The organism is Candidatus Poriferisodalis multihospitum (assembly GCF_028283155.1).
In the GTDB taxonomy this organism is placed as follows: Bacteria; Actinomycetota; Acidimicrobiia; order Acidimicrobiales; family Poriferisodalaceae; genus Poriferisodalis; species Poriferisodalis multihospitum.
The window spans coordinates 42952-63144 of sequence record NZ_JAPYOK010000031.1 but is presented as its reverse complement, the minus strand read 5'-3'; the positions used below and the strand labels follow the sequence as shown (position 1 = coordinate 63144).

The following is a 20193-nucleotide window of genomic DNA, read 5'->3' as shown; positions in this document are numbered from 1 at the left end:
CATCTCGCCGAGGTGCCGGTCATCGTCATTCCCTGCGTGTGGGGAGTCCACGACAACAGCGGCAAGCCCGGCCTGTTCGACTCGGTCCTACAGTCGGCCTGGAGCTTCTGCCTCGCGGCCCGCGCGCGAGGCCTCGCAACTGCCTGGACCACGGCGATCCTGAACAAAGAGGACGAACTGCGCGAAGTACTCGGCATCCCTGACGGGGTCACGCCGGTGGCACTCTTGCCGCTGGCCTATGCGAAGGGCACCGAGTTCGGCTCGGTACCCCGCCGACGCGCCAATGAGATCGCCTACGTGGACGGCTGGGGCCGTACCTGGGAGGCCCGAGGCCCCGAATCGGCAGCCCGATCACTGGGCGAGGGCCCCGGTGCCACCGTGGAGATCGATATCGACGCACCCGCCGAACGCGTTTGGGAGATCGTCAGCGACATCAACGCCGGCGCCGATTTCTCCGAGGAGTTCGTGCGCGCCGAGTGGGCGCCGGGCTACGACGGCCCGGCCGCTGGCGCCAAGTTCATCGGCCACAACCAGCATCCCGCCATCGGCGAGTGGAACATCGATCTCACCGTCACCGAGTACGAGCCGAACGTGCTGTTCGGCTGGGCGACCGGCGAGACCGAGGAGGTCGCGGGCGCCCGGTGGCGCTATGAGATCGACGTGTTGCACGGCCAGCGCTGCCGCCTGCGCCATACCGTGCGAATCGGTCCGGGCGAATCCGGCCTCACGATGGCCATCACGGCGATGCCTGACAAGGAGCCTCGCATCCTGTCCCGCCGCCAAGACGAGCACCTGGCGAACATGACGCGCTGTGTCGAGGGCATCAAGGCGCTCGCCGAAGGCAGCGCTTGAGCCCAGCCACAACAGTCGGCCGCTGGGCACCAAGCCCTACCGGCGACCTGCATCTGGGAAATCTGCGCACCGCGCTGCTGGCATGGCTGTTCGCCCGTTCGGCCGGCGGTCAATTCCTGTGGCGATTCGAGGATCTCGACGGTGCCGTGCGACCCCAGTTCTACGACTCGCAGCTGCGCGATGTCGCTGCGCTCGGGCTGGACTGGAACGGAGAGCCGGTCCGCCAGAGCGACCGTGTGGATCTCTACCGCGATGCCATTGCAGATCTGCGCCGCCGCGATCTCACCTACGAGTGCTTCTGCACCCGGCGCGAGATCGCCGAAGCCGCAGCAGCCCCGCACGGACCCTCACCCGAGGGTGCGTACCCGGGCACCTGCAGGCGGCTGTCACGTGCCGAACGCGAACGCAAGCGTGCCGGCGGTCGGCCCCCAGCGCTCCGGCTGCGGGTCGGTGCAGACGACGCCGGACCTGCTGAACTGACCGTCGTCGACCGCCAACTCGGCGACTACACGGGCATCGTCGACGACTTCGTGCTCCAGCGCGGCGACGGCGCCGCCGCATACAACCTCGCAGTCGTCGTGGACGATGCCGCCCAAGGCGTAACCGAAGTCGTGCGTGGCGACGACCTGCTGCCGTCCACCCCGCGCCAGGTGCACTTGGCCAAGCTGCTCGGCCTCAATGTTCCGTTATATGCCCACGTCCCGCTCGTGCTGAATCCGCAAGGCCGCCGCCTCGCCAAGCGCGACGGCGCCGTGACACTGCGGGACCGCCTAGCGCTCGGCGAGACAGCGCTGGACGTGCTCAACCTGTTGCTGAATAGCCTCGGACTGGAACAGGTTGAGTCCATCGGCGACCTCGACGCGATTGTCGAGTACTTCGATTCGGCCTCGCTGCCACGGCAACCCTGGGTATACGAGCCCCCTGCACTCAAGGGGTGAGGCACGGATGCTCTAGCTGTGGAGGCGGCAGGAGATTCTGCGACGTTGCGACCAATTCCCTGCTGACAGCACGGTGACGCGTCGATGAAGTCGGCAAGAAGTGCGGCGAGGTGCGGATCTCTCGCCTGCCGGATCGCTGGTCGCAGAATCTTCTGCCGCCTCCGCAGCAGGCGCACAAGCGCCTAAGGAAGCCCTACTCCATCACCCGCAGCTGCCCGGGAATGAACATGTTCTTCAGCTTGCGCCCAGGGAACACCGGCGCCAACGCAATCGCAGCCAGCGCCAACACGAACGACAGCGCCATCTCCCACCAGTTAACCGACACGATCATGCCGATGTCGGGAATCGCCGCCGGCATCTGGAACAGCGCCATCCACAGCAATATGGCGTAGCCAAACAGACCGCCGAGCACCACGGCAACCACGCCCAGCAGCAGTCCCTCCACGGAGAGATTCGCGATCACCCGTCGCACGGGAATCCCGTAGGCGAACATCGTCGCATGGTCGCGGGATCGCTCGTCCACGCTGATGTTGGCAGTATTGAACGCGATCAGCATCACGAGGAATATCACGAAGATCCGCGTGATGAAGAACACGCCCTGGGACTGCTGCAGCGAGTCCTCCAAGGACTGGAAGGTCTCGCCCAGGCCCTGCACCAAGGACACGCCGCTGCCGCTGCCGAACAGCGATCGCTTCACGTCGTTGAGGCTGCTCCCGTCAGCCGGCACACCGGTCACGATGTTGGCGAGACCGCCGAAGCCCCACGTCGAGGTCTGCGAGAGATCCATGTAGGCGTTGAGCCGCAACGGATGCGGATGGATCGCATCTACCTGCAGTATGCGAGTGCTGTGGGTGAACGCTCCGTCGACGAGCGCTGGATGCGTCACGACGACGTCGTCGCCGATCCCCACGCCGAGGTCGCGGGCGGCCTTGTCGGCAAGCACGATGCCGGGCGCTCCCCGAGACAGCGAGCCCTGCGTCGCGGTCGGCGTCCACACGGTGCTGCCGAAGTCGACAAAGCGGACTGCGAGATCGAGCTGGAGCGCCTCGTCGACGCTTCCGTCCGGCTCGGCAGCGGTGACATTGGCCCCCAGCACCATGGCCGCCTCGCCCGATTGCACCGTCGGATTGGCGAGCACGTCTTGGACCTGCGGTGAGTTCACCGGGTAGAGGGAGTCCAGCTGCACGGTGAAGCGGTCGGGCTCGCCGCCGAGCAGTTCTTCGTTGCCGTCGTCGAGCGTGGTCGTGAACGTGCTGCCCAGCCCCAGCATCGCGAACATGATCGCGAGGCTCATGGTGAAGGTCAGCAGCGTCAGGAACGTCCGGCGGGGCGCCCTCATCAGGTTGCGGAAGGGCATCCGCTCGAGGCTGCGGCCGGGCAGGGGAATGCGGCTGATGATGGGTCCCAGGCTGCCACCCCGCGATGACAGGTGGCTCGAGCGGATCGCGTCGACTGGCTTCACCCGGACGGCGCGCACGACGGGCCAGAGCACGGCAAGCACCGGCACGGCGAACCCGAGCGCCATGGCCTGCCCGTAGATCCCAGCTTGGAAGGGCTGCTCGAAGATCGGCAGCCACGCGACCTCCTGCACGACGCTCACCGTCTGCAACGCAATGGCGTAGCCGACGATGACGCCCAGGATCATGCCGATGATGCCGATCTGCAGGCCGATCAGCAACGGCCGGATGACGATCGACCGGGGACGCTCCCCGACCGCCATGGAATTGCCGATCTCTCGCCGCTGCGCTTCGACCATCCGCGCCGAGAAGTTCAGCGCGGCGAACGCTGCTCCCACGAAGAGCAGGAGCGAGATGGCGTTGTAGATGCCCTGGTCGATCTCGGGTGAGCCGGTCAAGCCGATGTACGACGGCGTGGCCTCGCGGGTGAGGACATCGAGCAGCACGCCGTCTTGCGACGCCGCGGCTTCGATGAGCTGCTCGGTCACCGCCGCAGCATCAGCACCGGGCTCAAGGGTCATCACGAGATCGTTGACGGCACCGGTGCGGCCCGAGATGTCCTGCGCGGCAGCCAGTGGGGCGAACAGCACGGCAAGGTTGGACTTGCCGAGCGACCCGTTCCCCTCGATGATCAGGAAGAATTCGGGTGACACGGCAGCGCCGACGTAGTCCACGTCGATATCGCCGCCGACGGTCAGCGTGCCGCTCGTCGGCAGGTCCCAAAAGGTGGCGAAGCTCCGGGTGACCAGTACCTGCGGTGTTGCGGTTCCTGACGCCGGACGGGCCGAGTCGTCGATCAGGTGGACATCGTTGACGACCGGTTCGCTTCCCGAGACGTCCATGCCGACGATGCGCCCGTGCACCAGCAGTTCCTCGCCGTCGGCGACGGTTTCGACCTGGGTGTCGAACAGGAGGCGTTCGTTGTAGCGGTCGATGCCGTCGATCTCGCTCGCGAGGCGGGCGAGCGAGCCGGCCGGCACGTCGCCGCCCTCGCTGACCGTGGCCCGCAGGTCGTACATGCGGGTGGCCTCGAGGCTCTTGTCAATGGAGACGAGGCGCCACTGCGTGACGCTCGAGAGCCCCGCGTACAGCCCGATGCCGATCGCGAGCGTGAAGCCGATAGCGACGATCTGGATCCAGCGTCTGCGCGCGTCCCGCAGCGACCACCGCAGCCGGAGGAGCTTCATGCCCGCGGCCTACCAGCGCAGCTCGGACAGCGGGGTCTTGCCGCCCTCTGGCGGGCCGTCGCTGATGATCTGCCCGCTGCTCATCTCCACGACGCGATCGGCCATCCGGGAGATCTCGCGGTTGTGCGTCACCACCAGCACTGCCCTGTCCTGGTTCGCCTGCTCGGCGAGCAATTCGAGAATCTGGGCGCCGGTCTTGAAGTCCAGCTCGCCCGTGGGCTCGTCCGCGAGCAGCACCGGGTTGCCGGTGGCGAGTGCCCGCGCGATCGCCACGCGCTGCTGCTCGCCGCCCGAGAGCTCGTGCGGGAAGTGACCCAGGCGGTGGCCGAGGCCGACGGAGTCGAGGATGTCTGCCGGACTAGCCGAACCGTTCTTGCCGGAGACGTCCATGCCGAACTCGACGTTCTCGGTTGCGGTCAGGCCGGGGAAGAGGTTGAAGCTCTGGAAGATGAAGCTGACCGTCTCGCGCCGCAGCGCAAAGAGCTCGCTGCGGCTTGCTGTGGTGAGGTCACGTCCCCCGACGACCACCTTGCCAGACGACGGCACGTCCAGAGCGCCGATGATGTTGAGCGTCGTGGTCTTGCCGCTGCCCGATGCACCCAAGACGACGACGAACTCACCGGTATCGACGTGAAGGTCGATGCCGGCCAGCGCCGTCACCAGCACGGGACCAACCTCATAGTGCTTGGTGACGCCTTCGAGATCGATCACAGCTCAGAACTCCTCGTTCACCAAGAAGATGCGTGGGTTGCAGGACCTTCCCATAGCACTACCTACTATCGAAGACCGACTTCGCTGACCCTACGCGTATCTCCGACCTGGGGTGCACATTCACAGGGGTCAGCAGCTCGGCCAGTAGCTGAGCGGCCGCTGCTCGGGCGGCGGCACCGGCCGATTGGCGAGCATCCGAATGTCCGAGATGAGCACACTGCGGGTGTCGGCGGGGTCGATCATCTCGTCGATGCGCATCGTGCCAGCTGCTTCGAAGGGGTTCGTCGCCTCAGCCACTTCGGCCACGAGCTTCAGCCGCTCAGCCTCGCGCTCGTCGGGATCGGTGATGCGCGAGAGCTTCGAGCCGAATGCCACGTTCACGCCGACTTCAGGATCCATGAAGCCGACCTCCGCACCAGGCCAGCAGTAGATGCCATGGCTCGGCATCCGGGAACCGTTCATGGCCTGCCAAGCCATGCCGAATGCCTTGCGCAGGCACACCGTGAGTGTGGGCGCGGACGCATTCTGCAGCGCATGCATCATGCGAATGCCCCAGTGGAGCATCAGGTCGTGTTCGACACGCTTGCCGACCATGAAGCCCGGCACGTCCACCAGGAAGATCATGGGGATGTTGTACGAGTCGCACACGGTCGCGAGGCGTATGACCTTGTGGCACGCCTGCGGGTCAAGGGTTCCCGCCTGGAACATCGGGTTGTTGGCGATGACGCCCACCGGGTACCCGTCCATCCGCGCGAGCGCGCACACCACGTTGCGGGCGTAGTTCGGCTGCATCTCGAAGACGGACCCGGGATCGCAGATGCGGGCGACGACGCGTCGCATGTCGTAGCCGCGAGTGCGCCGGGCCGGCACCATCTTGGCGAGCTGGGGGTCGGGTCCGTCGTCTCCTATCGGCTCGGCCCGTGGCGCTGGCTGCCAGGCATTCGACGGCATGTACGACAGCCACCGCCGGATGGCCTCGTACCCCTCCTCGTCGGTGTCGACTCCGAGATCGATCTGCCCGGTGATGCGAGCGTGCACGTCCACGCCGCCTACATCCTCGAATGAGATGACTTCGCCGGTGGCGATCTCGAACACTTTCGGCGAGGTGACTGCCAAGCACGAGCCGCGCACCATGACGACGTAGTCGCTCATGGCCGACACGAACGACGAGCCGCCGAACGACTGGCCGCAGATCATGGTGGCCATCGGGATCCGGTGACGCCGCTGGGACATCTCGAACATGGCGCCGGGTTCGGAGATGCCCTCCGAACCCATGAGATCGGGAATGCGGCCGCCCCCGGTCTCACCGAAGTGCACGACAGGAATGCCCATGGTGAGCGCGCGGTCGTAGAGGCGGGTTTCCTTGCGGGTGCCCACGATGGAACTCGAGCCGCGCAGCACGGTGATGTCGTCGCCGAACACCGCCACCGGCCTGCCGTCCACATTGCCGTGCCCGCCGATCTTGCCGTCACCGGGTGTGATGTCACGCATCTCAGGGCGGAGCGACCGGCTGAAGGTGCCGATCTCACGGAAGGAGCCGTCGTCGAGGAAGGCGTCGATGTGCTGGCGGATCGTCCGGTCGCCTTCCTCGGCCATCGCCCGGACCTTCGAAGCGCCGCCCATGTCGCGACGGATCACGTCTGCTCGGGCTTGCATCTCGGCAACCCGTTGCTCGTGACTGATCGCGTCGCCGTCTCCGTACTCAGGCATTGCTTCTCCCCTGCACTGTCATGCCTCGCTTATGCATCCGCATAGTCAGCGAGGATCTGCCCGTATGTCTCGCCTAGCTGGGGCGGCCTGCGCCCCGGCACCATCACCTGGCTGACGCCGAGCTCGACAAGCTGATCGAGATGGGACCGGTCGGTCCCGCCGGTGGTCCACATCTCGATGTCACTCGGGTCGCGTCCTGCGGCCTCGGCATAGCGGCGCGCCGATTCGAAGAGCCCCGCCAGCACCTCGGCAGGCCGCTCGGCCGGGAAGAACACGTCGCCGAGCTCACCGGCGCGCCGGGCGGCGCGGTCGCTGTGGCCGCCCACCAGGATCGGCACAGGCTGCTGGATGGGCTTGGGCTGGCTGTACACCGGGTCGAAGTCCACGAACTCGCCGTGAAACTCGGCTTCCTCCTCGGTCCACAGCACGCGTAACGCCGATATGTACTCGTCGGTGCGGGCACCCCGGCGATCGAAAGGCACGCCGAGTGCGTCGAACTCTTCGCGCAGCCATCCCACGCCGATGCCGAAGTCGAAACGACCGCCGCACAGGCGGTCGAGCGAAGCAATCTCCTTCGCCAGGATCAGGGGGTTGCGCTGGGGCAGGATGAGAATGCCGGTGGCCAGCCGGATGCGGGTGGTCACTGCAGCCGCATACGCCAGCCAGATGAGCGGGTCCGAGTGGTCGAGCTGGCTGGCGCCCTTGAACAGGCGCCCCCCTTCGTCGTAGGGGTAGGTGGAGCTGTACGACTTCGGCACCACCACGTGCTCGATCGCCCACAGCGAATCGAAGCCGACTTCCTCAGCGGTCTGGGCGGTCTCCTGCGCTGCAGCGCCGTCGACGTTGCCCATCAAGTTCGCGGAGATCAGGCCGAATCTCATCTGGAAGCCCCTGTCCGCCGCGCTCGGGCGGCGCGGCGGCGCACATCATGGCCGATCAGCGCCGCGGATTCCCGCGGTGCCTGCTACGCCGCTGCGGCAGCGGTCTCAGTGGCAGCGAGGCCCACGGGCGGGGCGTCCCACTCCTTGATCACGGGCAGTACCTCGGTGGCGAACAGATCGCGGTTGCGGCGGGCCTCGGTCCAGGTCATGCCCGCGTAGGCAAGGTTGGGGAAGAACGCGGCCATGCCGATCTTGTCCTTGATGACCTGCAGCTTCTCGAGCACCTGATCGGGCGTGCCGTAGGGCATGAGCCGGGTGAAGTCCTCAGCAGCGCCACGCGCCCCGTGGCGGTCGATGTACTTGGAGATGCCCTCGTAGAACTCGTAGCCCTTGACGCCCTCGTGCGGGCGCTTGGGTCCGAACTCGTAGTGCTTCATCACGGTGCCGTAGTAGTTGCCGATGTGCTCCATAGCCTTCTCCTCGGCCCGGTCGGCGTTGGTGTCCACCCAGCAGAATCCGCCTGACAGCGGCGGGGGCGGCGGCGCGGTGTGATGCTTGGCCCACTCGCCGTGGTACGCCGCGAAGTCTGACTCGACAATCTCCCAGGGCTTCTGCGGGATCACCAGCAGGCCGATGCCGAGCTGCGCCATGAGCGGCATGCCCTCCGGCGACACCGCGGCGGCATAGGTGCGACCCTTGAACGAATGCTCCGGCGCGGGGCGGATGTCTCGCCGAGGCTGCTGCACAAACTCGCCGTCGTGCTCCACGTAGCCCTGCTCAAGCCCTTCGATGAGCATCTTGGCGTACTCCAGGAAGCGTTCCCTGCTGGAGTTCATGTCCACCCGGAAGCCCTCGTATTCGATGCGGGCGAGACCACGACCGATGCCGAGGATCATGCGCCCGCCTGAGAGATTGTCGAGCATGGTCACCTGCTCGGCCACCCGCATCGGGTCGTGCCACGGAAGCACAATGACGGCGGTGCCGAGCTGCAGGTTCGTGCGGCCGGCGACCCATGTCAGGAACTGCACCGGATCGGGGCACATCGTGTAGTCGGTGAAGTGGTGCTCCACGGTCCAGATCGAATCGAAGCCGAGATCCTCGGCTTCCTCGACCATGCGGATCTCCTGCTCCCAGACCTCACGGTCCGAGAGTGCATTCTCCGGGTTCTGGAAGACGGCCGAATAACCGACGTGCATGACGTGCCCCCTGGGTCCGGCCGCCGATATTGCGGCCAAAATCTAATGTTAGGCAGATTCTCGACAGGCCGCGGCCGTCGGCACGGCGGCCTGCACGGGCATCCCCCAGGCGTACGGCCACCGCCGGCCCATGCACGATCGAGGCCCAGGCGGTTAGCGTCAAGCCGGCTCGAAACAGGAGAAGTCGGTCATGGAGACAACGGCGGTGGCGCGCAGCATGCGCGGCTCAGTGGGAATGCTGGCGATGGACTGGCTGATGGACCCCAGCACGCTGGAAAAGGCTGCACAGCGCGGCATGGCTGAGGGCCTGGGCGCATACGCAACCGGCCGGCTGGGCGTGCTCGGCGAGTGCCCTGTCGACAACGTGGTCGCAGCGGCATTCTTCTGGAATCCCGACACCATGCGCTCGGCGACCGAAGCGGGCCGTGCGGTCATGAATCCGTCGCAGGGGGCGCTGATCTGGGCGGACATCTGCACCGAGTACGGCGAGAAGCGGCTCGCCGGGATGGAAGGCGCCGAGCGCTTGGGCGAACTGCTCGAGCGGGTAGTGGATGCCGCAGTCCCCCAGGGTGCGCCGACCTTCGTCGGCTGGCGGGACATGCCCCGGCCTGGCGAGTCCGGTGCCGCACATGCGTTCTTCATGGCGCAGTGCATGCGCGAGCTGCGTTTTGGCCGTCACGCTGTCGCAGTGCAAGCGCTGGGCATGGGCCCGCTCGAGGCGATCCTGTCGGGCCCGGCGGGCGAGTGGAACGCCGAGTTCTTCGGCTGGCCCAAGCCCTATCCCGACGTCAGCCACCTCGCTGATGCACGCGACGAGATCGAATCGCTCACCGACAAGCTGCACGCACCCGACTTCGAGTGCCTGACGCCAGATGAGCGCGCCGAAGTCCGCGAGCTGGCCAAGGCCGCTCGCTTTCACAACCCTGACGAGTAGCGAGGCCTCAGCGCAGCGTCGTATCTGTCACTCGGCGAGCAGCTCTTGGTGCTCGCCCAATCGCGGCGCGCGAGTTGCGCGCCACGGCGTAGCTGAGAACTTGTAGGGCGCGCCCGGGTAGGTCACCGCGGTCCCGTCGTGATCGATCTCGACGGGGAAACCACGGGTCACGAAGTGCTCGTCGGCCAGCATTTCCTCGGGCGAATATACGATCCCGCAGGCGAGACCGATCGACTGCAGACCCACGAACAGCTCATGCGCTCCGAGCCGTTCGGCCAGGAAGTTGACCGTGTCGCGTCCCGCACCGAAGACCTCGGCGCCGAGCGGATCGGCGTCAAGGTGGAGGATGTCGATCTGCTCGTAGCTCTCGCCAAGCCGGAGCAGCTCTGCGTACGGGCATTCCTCCATGAGCCCGAGCTCAGTGACCCACGTGGCCAGCGCCGCAAACTCGGGGCCTCGCCGGGGCGGCACGCCGGTGTTGAGCCACCGGCCGTCCGCGCACTGCACCTGCGTCGGCTCGCTGATCTGCGGCAGTGCGTGGCGGCCCGTCTGGCGCTGCACGTCGATCTGCTGATTCAGCCAGAAGTAAGTCGCGAACTCGCACGTGGCGTTCGCAGCAGCGAGCATGGACACCTCGATGAGCTGGCCGCGGCCAGAGTGCTCGCGCCACATGAGCGCCGCCATCAGCGTGACGACTGCGTACTGGCTCGCCATGTGCAGGCCTTGGTTCCCGCCGCCCCGCACGGGCGGGATCGTGTGGTCGTCATAGCCGCAGGACCAGACCGGTCCGCCCTCGGCCAGCACCGTCAAGTCAGTGGCCGGCGGGTCGGGACGATCGCGCCCGTTGTGCGTGATCGACACCCAGATGAGGCGTCGGTTTCGCCCGCCAGCGTCGGCAGTCGCGCCGCCAAGCTGGCCCCAGTCCAATCCGAGCGCGTCGAGGCGACCGAGCGGCTCCGCCTCGATGACAGCGTCGGCGGTGCTGACCAATCGACGAAAGTCGGCTGCGCCTGCCGCGGAGTCGAGGTCGACCACCACCGAGCGCTTCGACGTGTTGTAGTGCCACCACCACAAGGCCCCCTCGGGGTCGGGTTGATCGCCGGCGAATGGCTCGTGGCCGCGCATCGGCGAGCCGCCTGGCGGCTCCACCACGATCACGTCAGCGCCCATGTCTGCCAGCAGTTTCCCTGCGAGCGTGCATCGCTGCGAGGTCAGCTCGACCACGCGCAGGCCGTCGAGCGGCCTCGCGCCGCCTGCGCCCGCCATCAGATGACGCCGTCCGCTTCGAGCTGGGCGATCTCAGTGTCGCTGTGGCCCAGCACCTCACCGAGTACGTACTGGTTGTCCTCGCCGAGGCATGGCGCAGCGCGGCCGATGGCCCAGTCGGTTTCGGACAGGCGGACCGGCAGCCCTTCGACCCGGGTATCGCCCACTTCACTGTGCGGGACGGTGACCCACATGCCCCAGTCGCTCGTACGCGGGTCGCTGTCGATGCGCTCGCTCGGTCGCAGCACTGGTGCGGCAGGCACGCCGGCAGCGACGAGCAGCTCGGCGACCTCGTGCTTGTCGCGGTGCGCAGTCCACTCCCCGATCAGCCGCTCCAGCTCGCCCTCGTGGGCCAGCCGTCCGGCCAGCCGCACCCAGCGCTCATCGGCAGCCCACGGCTCGCCCAGCGCTTCGGCCAAGCGCTCCCAGTCCCCGTCGTTGCGGACGGCAATTGCCACCCACTGGTCGTCGCCATCGCAGGCCCAGATTCCGTGCGGTGCCATGGCCGGCGATTGGCACCGGTTGCTGTTCGGCAGGCCGTCGCGGCGGGCGGGGCGGTCATTGACGGTGAAGTCCAGCGAAGCAGCGCCGTGCAGCGTTCCCGCTGCCTCGACGCAGGCCAGGTCCACCCACTGGCCCTCGCCGGTACGACGACGGTGGTAGAGCGCCATCAGGATGGCCATCGCCATGTAGTAGGCGCCCGTGTGATCCATGAACGAGTAGCCCCATCCCGCGGGAGGCAGGTCGGGCAGGCCCGACTGGAACGTCAAGCCGGACACGGCCTGCGCAATCGGTCCCCATGAGCGGAAGCTGGCATACGGTCCGTCGGCGCCGAACCCGCAATTCGACACGTAGACAATGTCGGGCTTGATGGCCCGCAGTGCCTCGTACCCGAAGCCGAGCCGTTCCATCACACCCGCAGCGAAGTTCTCCGTCACCGCATCGCTCGCGGCCACCAGCTCGCGCAGCAGGTCCTTCGCCCGGTCGTCCCGCAGGTTGAGCGTGATGCCGAGCTTCCCGGCGTTGTGATTGTTGAACGAGCCTCCGGCCTCGATCCCGCGGTGCTCGCCGACAAAGGGCTGGGTGCCTCGCAGGATGTCCCAGCGGCCCTGCCGCACGGGATCTTCGATGCGGACGACCTCCGCGCCCAGCTGGGCCAGGATCTTGGTGGCACCCGCCCCGGCGAGCTGGCCGGTGAAGTCGCAGATTCGGATGCCAGCGAGGGCTCCCGGCTCAGGCTTCGGCCAGACGGGCGGGCGGTGATCCGGCCCGATCACGGCACCAGGTCGCGCATCGGCGTGCGTGCACGGCCGGGTTCGTTGGCCAGCGCCCGTGCGCGCTGCTGGCAGTCCTCGAGCGCCTCCCGCAGGGTTGCCGTCCACGCTGTCATGTCCGGTCGTCGGGCACGGCCGCCGTCAGGCCCTGCCGGCGGGACGAGCGGTTCCCCCACCACGATCGCGACCTGCGTGCGCTTCGGGAACTTGGCGCCGCTCGGCATCGCTTCGCGTGTACCCGCGATGCCCACTGGCAGCACCGGCGCCCCCGATTTCGCCGCCAGCCACGCTGTGCCATCGAACACGGGGCCGATGTCGTCGGAGGGCTGGCGTGTTCCTTCCGGGAAGACCAGCATGGCCTCGCCGTCGTTCAGCAGACCGAGCGCCCCACGCATCGCGTCGAGGTCAGCCTCGCCGCGCCGCACCGGAAACGTGCCGATGGAACGCATGAACCAGCCGAGCGGCTTGGGACGAAAGAGTTCCTCCTTGCCCAGGTAGCGCACTCGGCGATGTGTGAGGCCGCCGATGAGGGGACCGTCGAGGTGGCTGCGGTGAACCGGCGCATAGATCAAGGTGCCGCTCGCCCGCAGGCGCTCCTGACCTGTGGCGCGCACCCGGTACATCCGAAACAGCAAGATGCGTATAAGTCCCCGCGCCGCCCGCCACGCCCAGTATCCGGCAAAGCCGTCATCGGCCAGCAACCCCCCGGGGCCGCGCAGCTTCCATCTGCTGGACTGTCGCGCCACACAGAGATTCTGGCCTCTCGCATGCGATCCGCGACGATCCAGAATCCGCAATGTCACTACGCTGCGCGTCATGCCGGTTCCTTCAGACATGGTGGGCGAGACGATCGGGCCCATTGACCATGACGTCGACGAACGCTGGACGATGGCATATGCGGCCTCGCTCGGCGACACCCACGACTGCTATTTCGACACGCTCGCCGATGACGGAGTGGTGGCTCACCCGATGTTCGCAGTGTGCCCGGAGTGGCCGGTGATCGTGGCGGGCCGTGATGTCTCGGACCGCTGGGGCATCGCGCCCGACGAGGTCCGGCGCTCGGTGCACGCCACGCACGACCTGACGGTTCACCGGTTGGTGCGCCCGGGTGACCGCCTGAGGTCGAGCCTGACGTATTCCGGCGTCGAGCAGCGAAAGCCGGGCACGTTCCAGACCATGCGCATCGACACGGTCGATGCCGATGGGGAGCCGGTGGCGACGACCTACCAAGGCGGCATGTACCTCAACGTCGACACCGCCGGGGGCGACAAGCCCGATGCTGATGCACCTGCAGAGCCGGACTTCGGCGAGCTGCCCGCTGAGCCGCTCATGGAGATCCCCGTGCCCGTTGCGCACGGCGCCGCGCACAGCTACACCGAGTGCGCCCGCATCTGGAATCCGATCCATACCGACGCGGCCGTTGCCCGCAAGGCGGGGCTGCCGGGCATCATCCTGCACGGAACCGCGACGCTGGCCTTGGGCGTCTCGGCTGTCGTCGACGCCGTTGCCGACCGCGACCCGTCGAGGGTGCGCCGCATCGTCTGCCGCTTCCGCGCCATGGTGCTCATGCCGTCGACCATCACGGTGCGCATCTGGGACGAAATCCCGGTCACGGAATTCGGCCCCGCGACGCGCGCCGTGCGCTTCGACGTGCTGAACGCCGAAGGCGGCCCCGCGGTGGACCGAGGGGTGATCCTGCTCGGCGATTGAGTCGACCGATGCCGGCCAACGAGCACATCCGCTACGAACCCGACGAACGGGCACCGCTGCTGCTGGACCTCAACACAGCGTTCCAAGGCGCTGTTCTGGTCATCGCCAACGTCACCGCCGTCGTCATTCTCTTTGCGGCTGCATTCGAAGCCGACAGCGACTACACCGAGTGGGCCATCGCGGGCGCGCTGGCGGTGGCGGGCATCGTGGTAGCGCTCCATGCTTCGAGGCTGGGGCGCCTCGGTGCGGGGTGTTTCCTGCTCATGGGCTCAGCGGTCCCGTTTCTCGCAGTCTGCGTCCTCGCCGTTGACACGGGCGGCTTGGAGCTGATGTCGAGCCTGATAGTCGCCTCCTCGTTGGTCCAGCTTGCCGCGGCGACGTGGTTGGCGAGGCTGCGACGGCTGATCACCCCAGTCGTGTCCGGCGTGGCGTTCATGGCGATCGCCCTTACGACGATGCCCATCGCCATGCGGCGGTTCAATGACGTACCCGAGGGCACTGCAGGGTATGCAGGTCCCGTTGTCGCCGTCGTGGTGCTGGCCGCCGTCGCACTGCTCATGATGCGCAGCAAGGGACTTTGGCGTCTGTGGGCACTGCCTACGGCGATCGCAGCCGGATGCATCGCAGCCGTCGCTCTGGGTGCGTACAGCCCTGATGCCATCGTCGAAGCGTCCTGGTTCAGTGCACCGAATGTGGCCGGCTGGCCCCGCCCCGGCTCGATTCTGAATCGGGACTTCTGGGCGTTGCTGCCGGTATTCCTCATCGTCAGCGCCGTGGTCGCCGTGCGGTCTGCTGGCGAGGGCGCCGGGATTCAGCAGGCGACCCGGCGCCAGCCGAGATCAGTCGACTTTCGCGGCGTGCAGTGCACGCTGAACGTCAGCACCGTCGGCGTTCTGCTCACTGGAATCGCGGGCGTTCCGCCCACGGCTGGGTATCTGCCCTCCACCATCGCGCTGATGAACTTCACGGGCGACGCGGCGCGGCGGGTGGGCGCCCTCATTGGCGCGATGCTCGTCGGTCTGGCGTTGCTGCCCAAGGCAGTCGCCGCTCTGCTGACGGTTCCCCGCCCAGTCAGCGGTGCGCTGCTGCTGGTCATCATGAGCCTGTTCTTCGTCGAAGGCCTGCGGCTCGTGACCCGGGACGGATTGACCGTGCAGCGGACGCTCGTTGTAGGGCTTCCCGTGGCGATCTCGGTGGGACTCGAGAACCATGGCGGTTCGCTGACCTCATCAGACTCGCCGTGGGCGATCGTGCTGACCAACGGCGTGCTCGTGAGCGTCGTCGTCGCCATCGCATTGACGGCCTTGATCGACCTGACGGCGGCCCGACGGCGCCGCTTGGACACAGTGCTGGATATCTCAGCGCTGCCCGATATCGACGCGTTCCTGCACGAGGCCGGCCGCGCCATGAAGTGGAACGACGACTCCATTGGGCGTCTGCGGGCTGCGGGAGAGGAAACCCTGGCCGCGATGATGCAGCTTGGGGAAGACCATGACACTTCGAGTGCTCCACGGGTCGTGCTCAACCTGCGTCCTGAACCCGGGGCGGTCGAACTGGAGTTCCTGGCGCTGTTCAGCGAGGAGAACCTGGAAGACCGGATCGACCTCATGAGCGAAGACGCCCAGCTGCCTGACGTGAGCGAGCTCTCGTTCCGGCTTTTGCGGCACCTCGCTACATCAGTGCGGCACCGCCGCTATCACGGCCTCGATGTCGTCACCGTCAACGTCGAGGCCTCGACGGCGTGAGGCGATGTGCTGGTCGGCGACATGACCGCCGTCCGCCAGTTAGCGTGCCCGACGTTGTCTGAACAGCTGCGAGGCAGGAGTAGCGCGCATGCAGGGATACGTCATCATCGATTCTGAGGTCGTTGACGCGCAGCGACTCCCGGAGTTCGTTCAGAAAGTTTCAGAGGCCGTGGCCGCACACGGTGGCCGATTCCTCGTCCGGGGCGGACAACTCGAGGCGATCCATGGCGACTGGGCACCGCAGCGACTCGTTGTCATCGAGTTCGACAGCTTCGACCGGGCACGTGAATTCGCCGCATCCGCGGAGTATGCGGCGGTCGACAAGGTCCGTGAACAGGCGATCACGTCCAACGTCGTGATGGTCGAGGGCATCGCCGCCGATTGAGCCTGCTGGGCCCGGCGAATGCCGGCTAGTTGAAGCTGGAACCGCCGTTCACGAAGATGTTCTGCCCTGTGACGAAGTCTGACATCGGGCTCATCAGATAAACGAGCGTTCCGACCACATCCTCTGGCACCTGCGTGCGCGCGAACGCACGGCGTGCTCGGATGGCAACGTCGATCTCGGGCCGCGCGCTGGCGTACTCCTCGTTGTGCGGGATGTAGTCGGGCGTGATGGTGTTGACCGCAATGCCGTGGGGGCCCAATTCACGCGCCATCGCCCGCGTGAGGCCGACGACGGCTGATTTCGACGACACGTAGTGCAGGAAGCGCAGTGTCCCGTCGTTCACCGTCGTCGAGGAGATGTTGACGATCTTGCCGCTCCCCTGGGCCTTCATTGTGGGTGTAACGGCTCGCGAGCACAGCCACGTGCCCTTGACGTTGACGGCGAAGCACCGATCCCACTCGTCGGGCGAGACGTCCTCCATGAGCACGCGTGCCGCTTCCATGAAGAACCCCGCATTGTTGACGAGGCCGTCGATGCGACCGTATGCCTCCACCGTGTTGGTCGCCATGTCCTCGGTTTGGGTCACGTCGGAGACATCGACACGCAGCTGCATCGCCTCGCTGCCCAGCGACACCACCTCATCGACCGTCTCGGCAGCGTCGGACAAGTCCGCAACGACCACCGTCGCCCCATGCTCGGCGAGAGCCCGGCAGTACGCCCTGCCGATGCCCTTCGCACCTCCGGTCACGATGACCACTCGCCCATCCAGCATTCCCATGCGATTCCTCCCCCGTCCCAGAGCCGGTGGCTCAGCTCAGGTGCTCGGCGAAGTGATCGAGGGTGCGCTGCTTGGCCAGCGCCGCCGCATCGGGATGGAAGCTGGCCCGGGCGTCGCAGTTGAATCCGTGATCGGCGCCGTCGTAGATGTGCACGGCGATGTGATCCCAGCGCTCGGCGATGGCCCGCACGTTCTCGAGGGGGATGCCATGGTCCTCGGTGCCGAAGTGCAGCAGCAATGGAGCGGCGGGCCGTTCATCGAGGTGCGGCATGATCTGACCGCCGTAGTAGCCCGATGCCGCGGCGATCTTGTCGGCCAAGCGGGCTGAGGCCACGTAGCACATCGACCCGCCCCAGCAATAGCCCACGATGCCGACCTTGCCGCCGTCGGCCGCACAGTCGGCCGCTGCGGAGATGTCGTCCATGACCTGGTCCACAGTGAGGTCTTCGAAGGCGATCTTGCGCCCTACGTCGATGCCTTCGGCGTTGTAGCCCAGCTCCACGCCGCGCCGAACACGGTCGAACAGCGCCGGTGCGACTGCCAGATAGCCGTCGGCGGCATAGCCGTCGGCCACGCTGCGGATGTGGTCGTTCACACCGAAGATCTCCTGCACGACCACCACGCCGCCCTTCGGCGGCCCAGAGGGCTCGGCCCGGTAGGCGCTGAAGGTCGTGCCGTCTGAAGCTGTCAAGGAAATCGTCTGTCCCATGGCGCCAATGTCTAGCGGCCTCCGCGCTGTTGATGTCATAGCTGCCGCAGTCTTGGCTGGCTCGGCTGAGTTTCCTAGGGTGCTCCGCCATGGGGAACCCCGACGCGGCAGGCAGCGCGCACGCCCTGGCCGCCGAGCGACACCGCTGCGAGCGGTGGTTCGTCCGCAGAGGCCTGCCGCATCTGATTCACGACTACTCCGCCAGCGCCGACGTGCTCACGCGGGCCGCGCCGTTCCTGGCACTCGTGGTGTTCGTCGAGTTCTTCTTCGTGTTCGGCGACAGGTGGATGGGCTGGGCCCAGGCAGTCGTCTTCGTGGTGGGCCTGGCCGTGATGGCAGGCGTCGTGGCGCTCGTCAATCTCTTGCGGAGACGACGGCTGTGGCAGCTCCCCGACCGGTTCGGCGTCTGGGAGGTGCTGGCCTATCTCATGCTCGGGGCCGTCTTCGCCGGGCTGGGATCTTCCAATTCGGTTGTGGTCGATGCCGCGTTCGCCGCGGGTCTGAACGCGGCGCTGCTCGTCGGCGCCTACGTGGTGACCAGCTGGGGCCTGCTGCCGATGGTGCGATGGTCGGTGGGCCAGCTCTGGCGTCAGGTGGGCCAGGTCATGACGCTGTTGGCCAAGTCGCTTCCGATCCTGCTGGTGTTCTCAGCGTTCATCTTCCTGAATGCCGAGATGTGGCAGGTGGCCAACGACTTCACGCTGCCGTTCTTCGGGATGGTCGCCCTGCTGCTGGTGGCAGTCGGGGCGCTGTTCGTCATCATCTCGGTGCGGCGCCTCGCGGTGGACATGGCCCGCTTCTCGTCATGGGCCGATGTGCGCGCTCGCTGTGCGGACACGCCGATCGCGAGCTTGGTCCCGACGGATGATTCCCCGGCGCCCGATTCACCGCCGCTAGGACGCCGGGCACGATTCAACGTCAGCCTGCTGCTGTTCGTGGCCCAGAGCATCCAGATCGCGCTGGTGGCGGTGATCGTCACTTCCTTCTACGTGCTCTTCGGCGTGTTCACCGTGCGAGAGAGCACGCTGCTGCAGTGGACCACGCTGAGCCAGCTCACCTGGGAAGACTCGTGGGTCGTGAGTCTCCCGCTGTGGAGCGGGGAGCTGCTGTTCAGCCGCCAACTGGTGCTGGTGGCGGCCTTCATCGGTCTGTTCTCCGGGCTGCAGTTCGCTGTCTCGGTCGTGCTCGATTCCAGCTACCGCTCAGAGTTCGCCGAGGACATGACCGACGAACTGCGCGAGGCACTCGCCGTGCGGGCCGTCTACCACCGAACCCTGGTCCCCGAAACGCCCTGAGCGTCGGAAGTCTGGGGCTAGGAGAGGCCCATGCTGTGCCCGATGTTCATGGGGCTAGGCGAGTCCCATGAAGCGGCGGGCGTTGGTGTAGACGACCTCGTCGCGCAGGGCGCTGACCTCGTCGTCGAAGCCCGCGAAGGTCTCGTTGAGCTCGGCCAGCGCGCCGGGGAACGTGCAGTCGTAGTGCGGGTAGTCCGAGCCCCAGACGACCGTATGTGCCAGGCCCATTGCGGCGACCTGCTCGAAGGCCTCGCCCTCGCCAGCCTCCATCGTCACGAAGCACTGCTCGGAGAAGATCTCCGTGGGATCGCGCTTGAGCCGCGGCACGAGGTGGCCCATGGCCTCCTTGTGCTCGTCGAGACGGTCCAGCCAATAGGGCAGCCAGCCCAGGCCCGACTCGAAGAAGCCCACCCGCAGCATGGGGTGGTCGTCGAGCACGCCGGAGGCCACCATCTCCATCACCGATGCCATCTGCTCGAACGGGTGGCACACCATGTGGACGTAGAACTGGTTCTCGTAGCGGGTCTTGGCAAAGCTCGGCATGCTCGAGCCGAAGCTGCCGTGGATGCCGACGGTCAGGTCGTGGTGCTCGGCCGCCGACCAGACGCGGTTCATCTCGTCGGAGAACAGCTCCATCCCGTGATACCGCTCGGGCCGGAACGTGATGCCGGTCAGCCCGGCATTCGCCACTTCTTCGATCACCGCGACCGCTCCGTCAACCGACTGCAGCGGGCAGACGCCCATACCGAAGAGCCGGTTCGGGTTTTCCGAGCAGAAGTCGGTCATCCAGCGGTTGTAGGCACGGGCATTCTCGACGGCGATGTCTGGGTCGTTGATGTCGCCCGAGATCAGCATGAGCGACGGGAACATCAGCGCCGCGTCGAGGCCCTCGTCGTCCATCACCGACAAGCGGGCGGCCGGGTCGTAGCTGCCGGGCACGATGTCGTCCCAGGTGACGTCGGTGCCGTACGCGTGCGGGATGCAGGCCGGCGCGATGCCGTTGCGCAGCCTCTTGCCCTCGACGAACATGGCGTCGCTGCCGTCACCCATGATCCGGCACTGCGCGATCAGATCCCGGTACTTGGAATCGGCGTACTCCTCCCACACCGACGTCGGCTCGGCGATGTGCGCGTCCGCGTCGTATACCGGCACAGTCCCATTTGAT

The 20193-nt window shown here is 66.8% G+C and carries 18 protein-coding genes; 7 read left to right on the top strand and 11 right to left on the bottom strand.

The genetic code is table 11. From position 1 onward, the window contains the following. Together VI480_RS02420 and gluQRS are read left to right on the top strand one after the other, a co-directional pair. Nucleotides 1-852 (top strand): SRPBCC family protein (locus tag VI480_RS02420; protein ID WP_323671220.1); only part of this gene is annotated, 852 nt, incomplete at its 5' end. Then, on the top strand, nt 849-1790 hold the full coding sequence (gene gluQRS / locus VI480_RS02415; protein ID WP_323671219.1) for a tRNA glutamyl-Q(34) synthetase GluQRS: 942 nt from the start codon (nt 849-851) through the stop codon (nt 1788-1790). The genes VI480_RS02420 and gluQRS, both read left to right, overlap by 4 nt. A 193-nt stretch (nt 1791-1983) precedes the next feature. Here the strand turns inward: gluQRS and VI480_RS02410 are convergent, their stop codons facing one another. From VI480_RS02410 to VI480_RS02390, 5 genes are all read right to left on the bottom strand, one after another. Further along, the gene (locus VI480_RS02410; RefSeq protein WP_323671218.1) at nt 1984-4434 is read right to left on the bottom strand and encodes an ABC transporter permease; all 2451 of its coding nucleotides are present in this window, start codon (nt 4432-4434) and stop codon (nt 1984-1986) included. Between the two features lie 9 nt (nt 4435-4443). Then, nucleotides 4444-5145 carry an ABC transporter ATP-binding protein gene (locus VI480_RS02405; RefSeq protein WP_323671217.1) on the bottom strand — a complete coding sequence of 234 codons (702 nt, stop codon included), beginning with the start codon at nt 5143-5145 and terminating at the stop codon, nt 4444-4446. A 129-nt stretch (nt 5146-5274) separates the two neighbouring features. After that, nucleotides 5275-6855: an acyl-CoA carboxylase subunit beta gene (locus VI480_RS02400; RefSeq protein ID WP_323671216.1), complete on the bottom strand. Its 1581-nt coding sequence runs from the start codon at nt 6853-6855 to the stop codon at nt 5275-5277. 29 nt (nt 6856-6884) lie between these two features. Next, complete coding sequence (locus VI480_RS02395; protein ID WP_323671215.1) at nt 6885-7736, bottom strand: LLM class F420-dependent oxidoreductase; 852 nt, start codon at nt 7734-7736, stop codon at nt 6885-6887. A gap of 83 nt (nt 7737-7819) precedes the next feature. Then, nucleotides 7820-8932, bottom strand: coding sequence for an LLM class flavin-dependent oxidoreductase (locus VI480_RS02390; protein WP_323671214.1), 1113 nt, complete (start codon nt 8930-8932; stop codon nt 7820-7822). A 190-nt stretch (nt 8933-9122) separates the two neighbouring features. Here VI480_RS02390 and VI480_RS02385 point away from each other — a divergent pair, with 190 nt between their 5' ends. After that, entirely contained in the window at nt 9123-9866 is a 744-nt protein-coding gene (locus VI480_RS02385; protein WP_323671213.1) for a helix-turn-helix domain-containing protein, read from the top strand. A 27-nt stretch (nt 9867-9893) separates the two neighbouring features. Here the strand turns inward: VI480_RS02385 and VI480_RS02380 are convergent, their stop codons facing one another. The 3 genes from VI480_RS02380 to VI480_RS02370 are packed head-to-tail and all read right to left on the bottom strand — an operon-like array spanning nt 9894 to nt 13152. Then, nucleotides 9894-11132, bottom strand: coding sequence for a CaiB/BaiF CoA transferase family protein (locus VI480_RS02380; RefSeq protein ID WP_323671212.1), 1239 nt, complete (start codon nt 11130-11132; stop codon nt 9894-9896). Next, nucleotides 11132-12409: a CoA transferase gene (locus VI480_RS02375; RefSeq protein WP_323671211.1), complete on the bottom strand. Its 1278-nt coding sequence runs from the start codon at nt 12407-12409 to the stop codon at nt 11132-11134. Before VI480_RS02375 ends, VI480_RS02380 begins: the two co-directional genes overlap by 1 nt. Continuing rightward, complete coding sequence (locus tag VI480_RS02370) at nt 12406-13152, bottom strand: lysophospholipid acyltransferase family protein (RefSeq protein WP_323671210.1); 747 nt, start codon at nt 13150-13152, stop codon at nt 12406-12408. Before VI480_RS02370 ends, VI480_RS02375 begins: the two co-directional genes overlap by 4 nt. Before the next feature lie 70 nt (nt 13153-13222). Here VI480_RS02370 and VI480_RS02365 point away from each other — a divergent pair, with 70 nt between their 5' ends. The 3 genes from VI480_RS02365 to VI480_RS02355 all read left to right on the top strand — a co-directional run bounded on the left by VI480_RS02365 (nt 13223) and on the right by VI480_RS02355 (nt 16246). Next, complete coding sequence (locus VI480_RS02365) at nt 13223-14116, top strand: MaoC/PaaZ C-terminal domain-containing protein (RefSeq protein WP_323671209.1); 894 nt, start codon at nt 13223-13225, stop codon at nt 14114-14116. A gap of 8 nt (nt 14117-14124) precedes the next feature. Then, a complete protein-coding gene (locus VI480_RS02360; protein ID WP_323671208.1) occupies nt 14125-15861 on the top strand; it encodes a solute carrier family 23 protein in 1737 nt (578 codons plus the stop codon). Nucleotides 15862-15949: 88 nt separating this feature from the next. After that, nucleotides 15950-16246 (top strand): DUF1330 domain-containing protein, encoded by a 297-nt coding sequence (locus tag VI480_RS02355; protein WP_323671207.1) that lies wholly within the window; start codon nt 15950-15952, stop codon nt 16244-16246. A gap of 25 nt (nt 16247-16271) precedes the next feature. Here the strand turns inward: VI480_RS02355 and VI480_RS02350 are convergent, their stop codons facing one another. Together VI480_RS02350 and VI480_RS02345 are read right to left on the bottom strand one after the other, a co-directional pair. Beyond that, complete coding sequence (locus VI480_RS02350; RefSeq protein ID WP_323671206.1) at nt 16272-17024, bottom strand: SDR family NAD(P)-dependent oxidoreductase; 753 nt, start codon at nt 17022-17024, stop codon at nt 16272-16274. 31 nt (nt 17025-17055) lie between these two features. Further along, nucleotides 17056-17733 (bottom strand): dienelactone hydrolase family protein, encoded by a 678-nt coding sequence (locus VI480_RS02345; protein WP_323671205.1) that lies wholly within the window; start codon nt 17731-17733, stop codon nt 17056-17058. A gap of 89 nt (nt 17734-17822) precedes the next feature. Here VI480_RS02345 and VI480_RS02340 point away from each other — a divergent pair, with 89 nt between their 5' ends. Continuing rightward, nucleotides 17823-19028, top strand: coding sequence for a hypothetical protein (locus tag VI480_RS02340; RefSeq protein ID WP_323671204.1), 1206 nt, complete (start codon nt 17823-17825; stop codon nt 19026-19028). A gap of 54 nt (nt 19029-19082) precedes the next feature. Here VI480_RS02340 and VI480_RS02335 read toward each other — a convergent pair whose 3' ends face one another. After that, nucleotides 19083-20180 carry an amidohydrolase family protein gene (locus tag VI480_RS02335; protein WP_323671203.1) on the bottom strand — a complete coding sequence of 366 codons (1098 nt, stop codon included), beginning with the start codon at nt 20178-20180 and terminating at the stop codon, nt 19083-19085. Between the last annotated feature and the right edge of the window lie 13 nt (nt 20181-20193).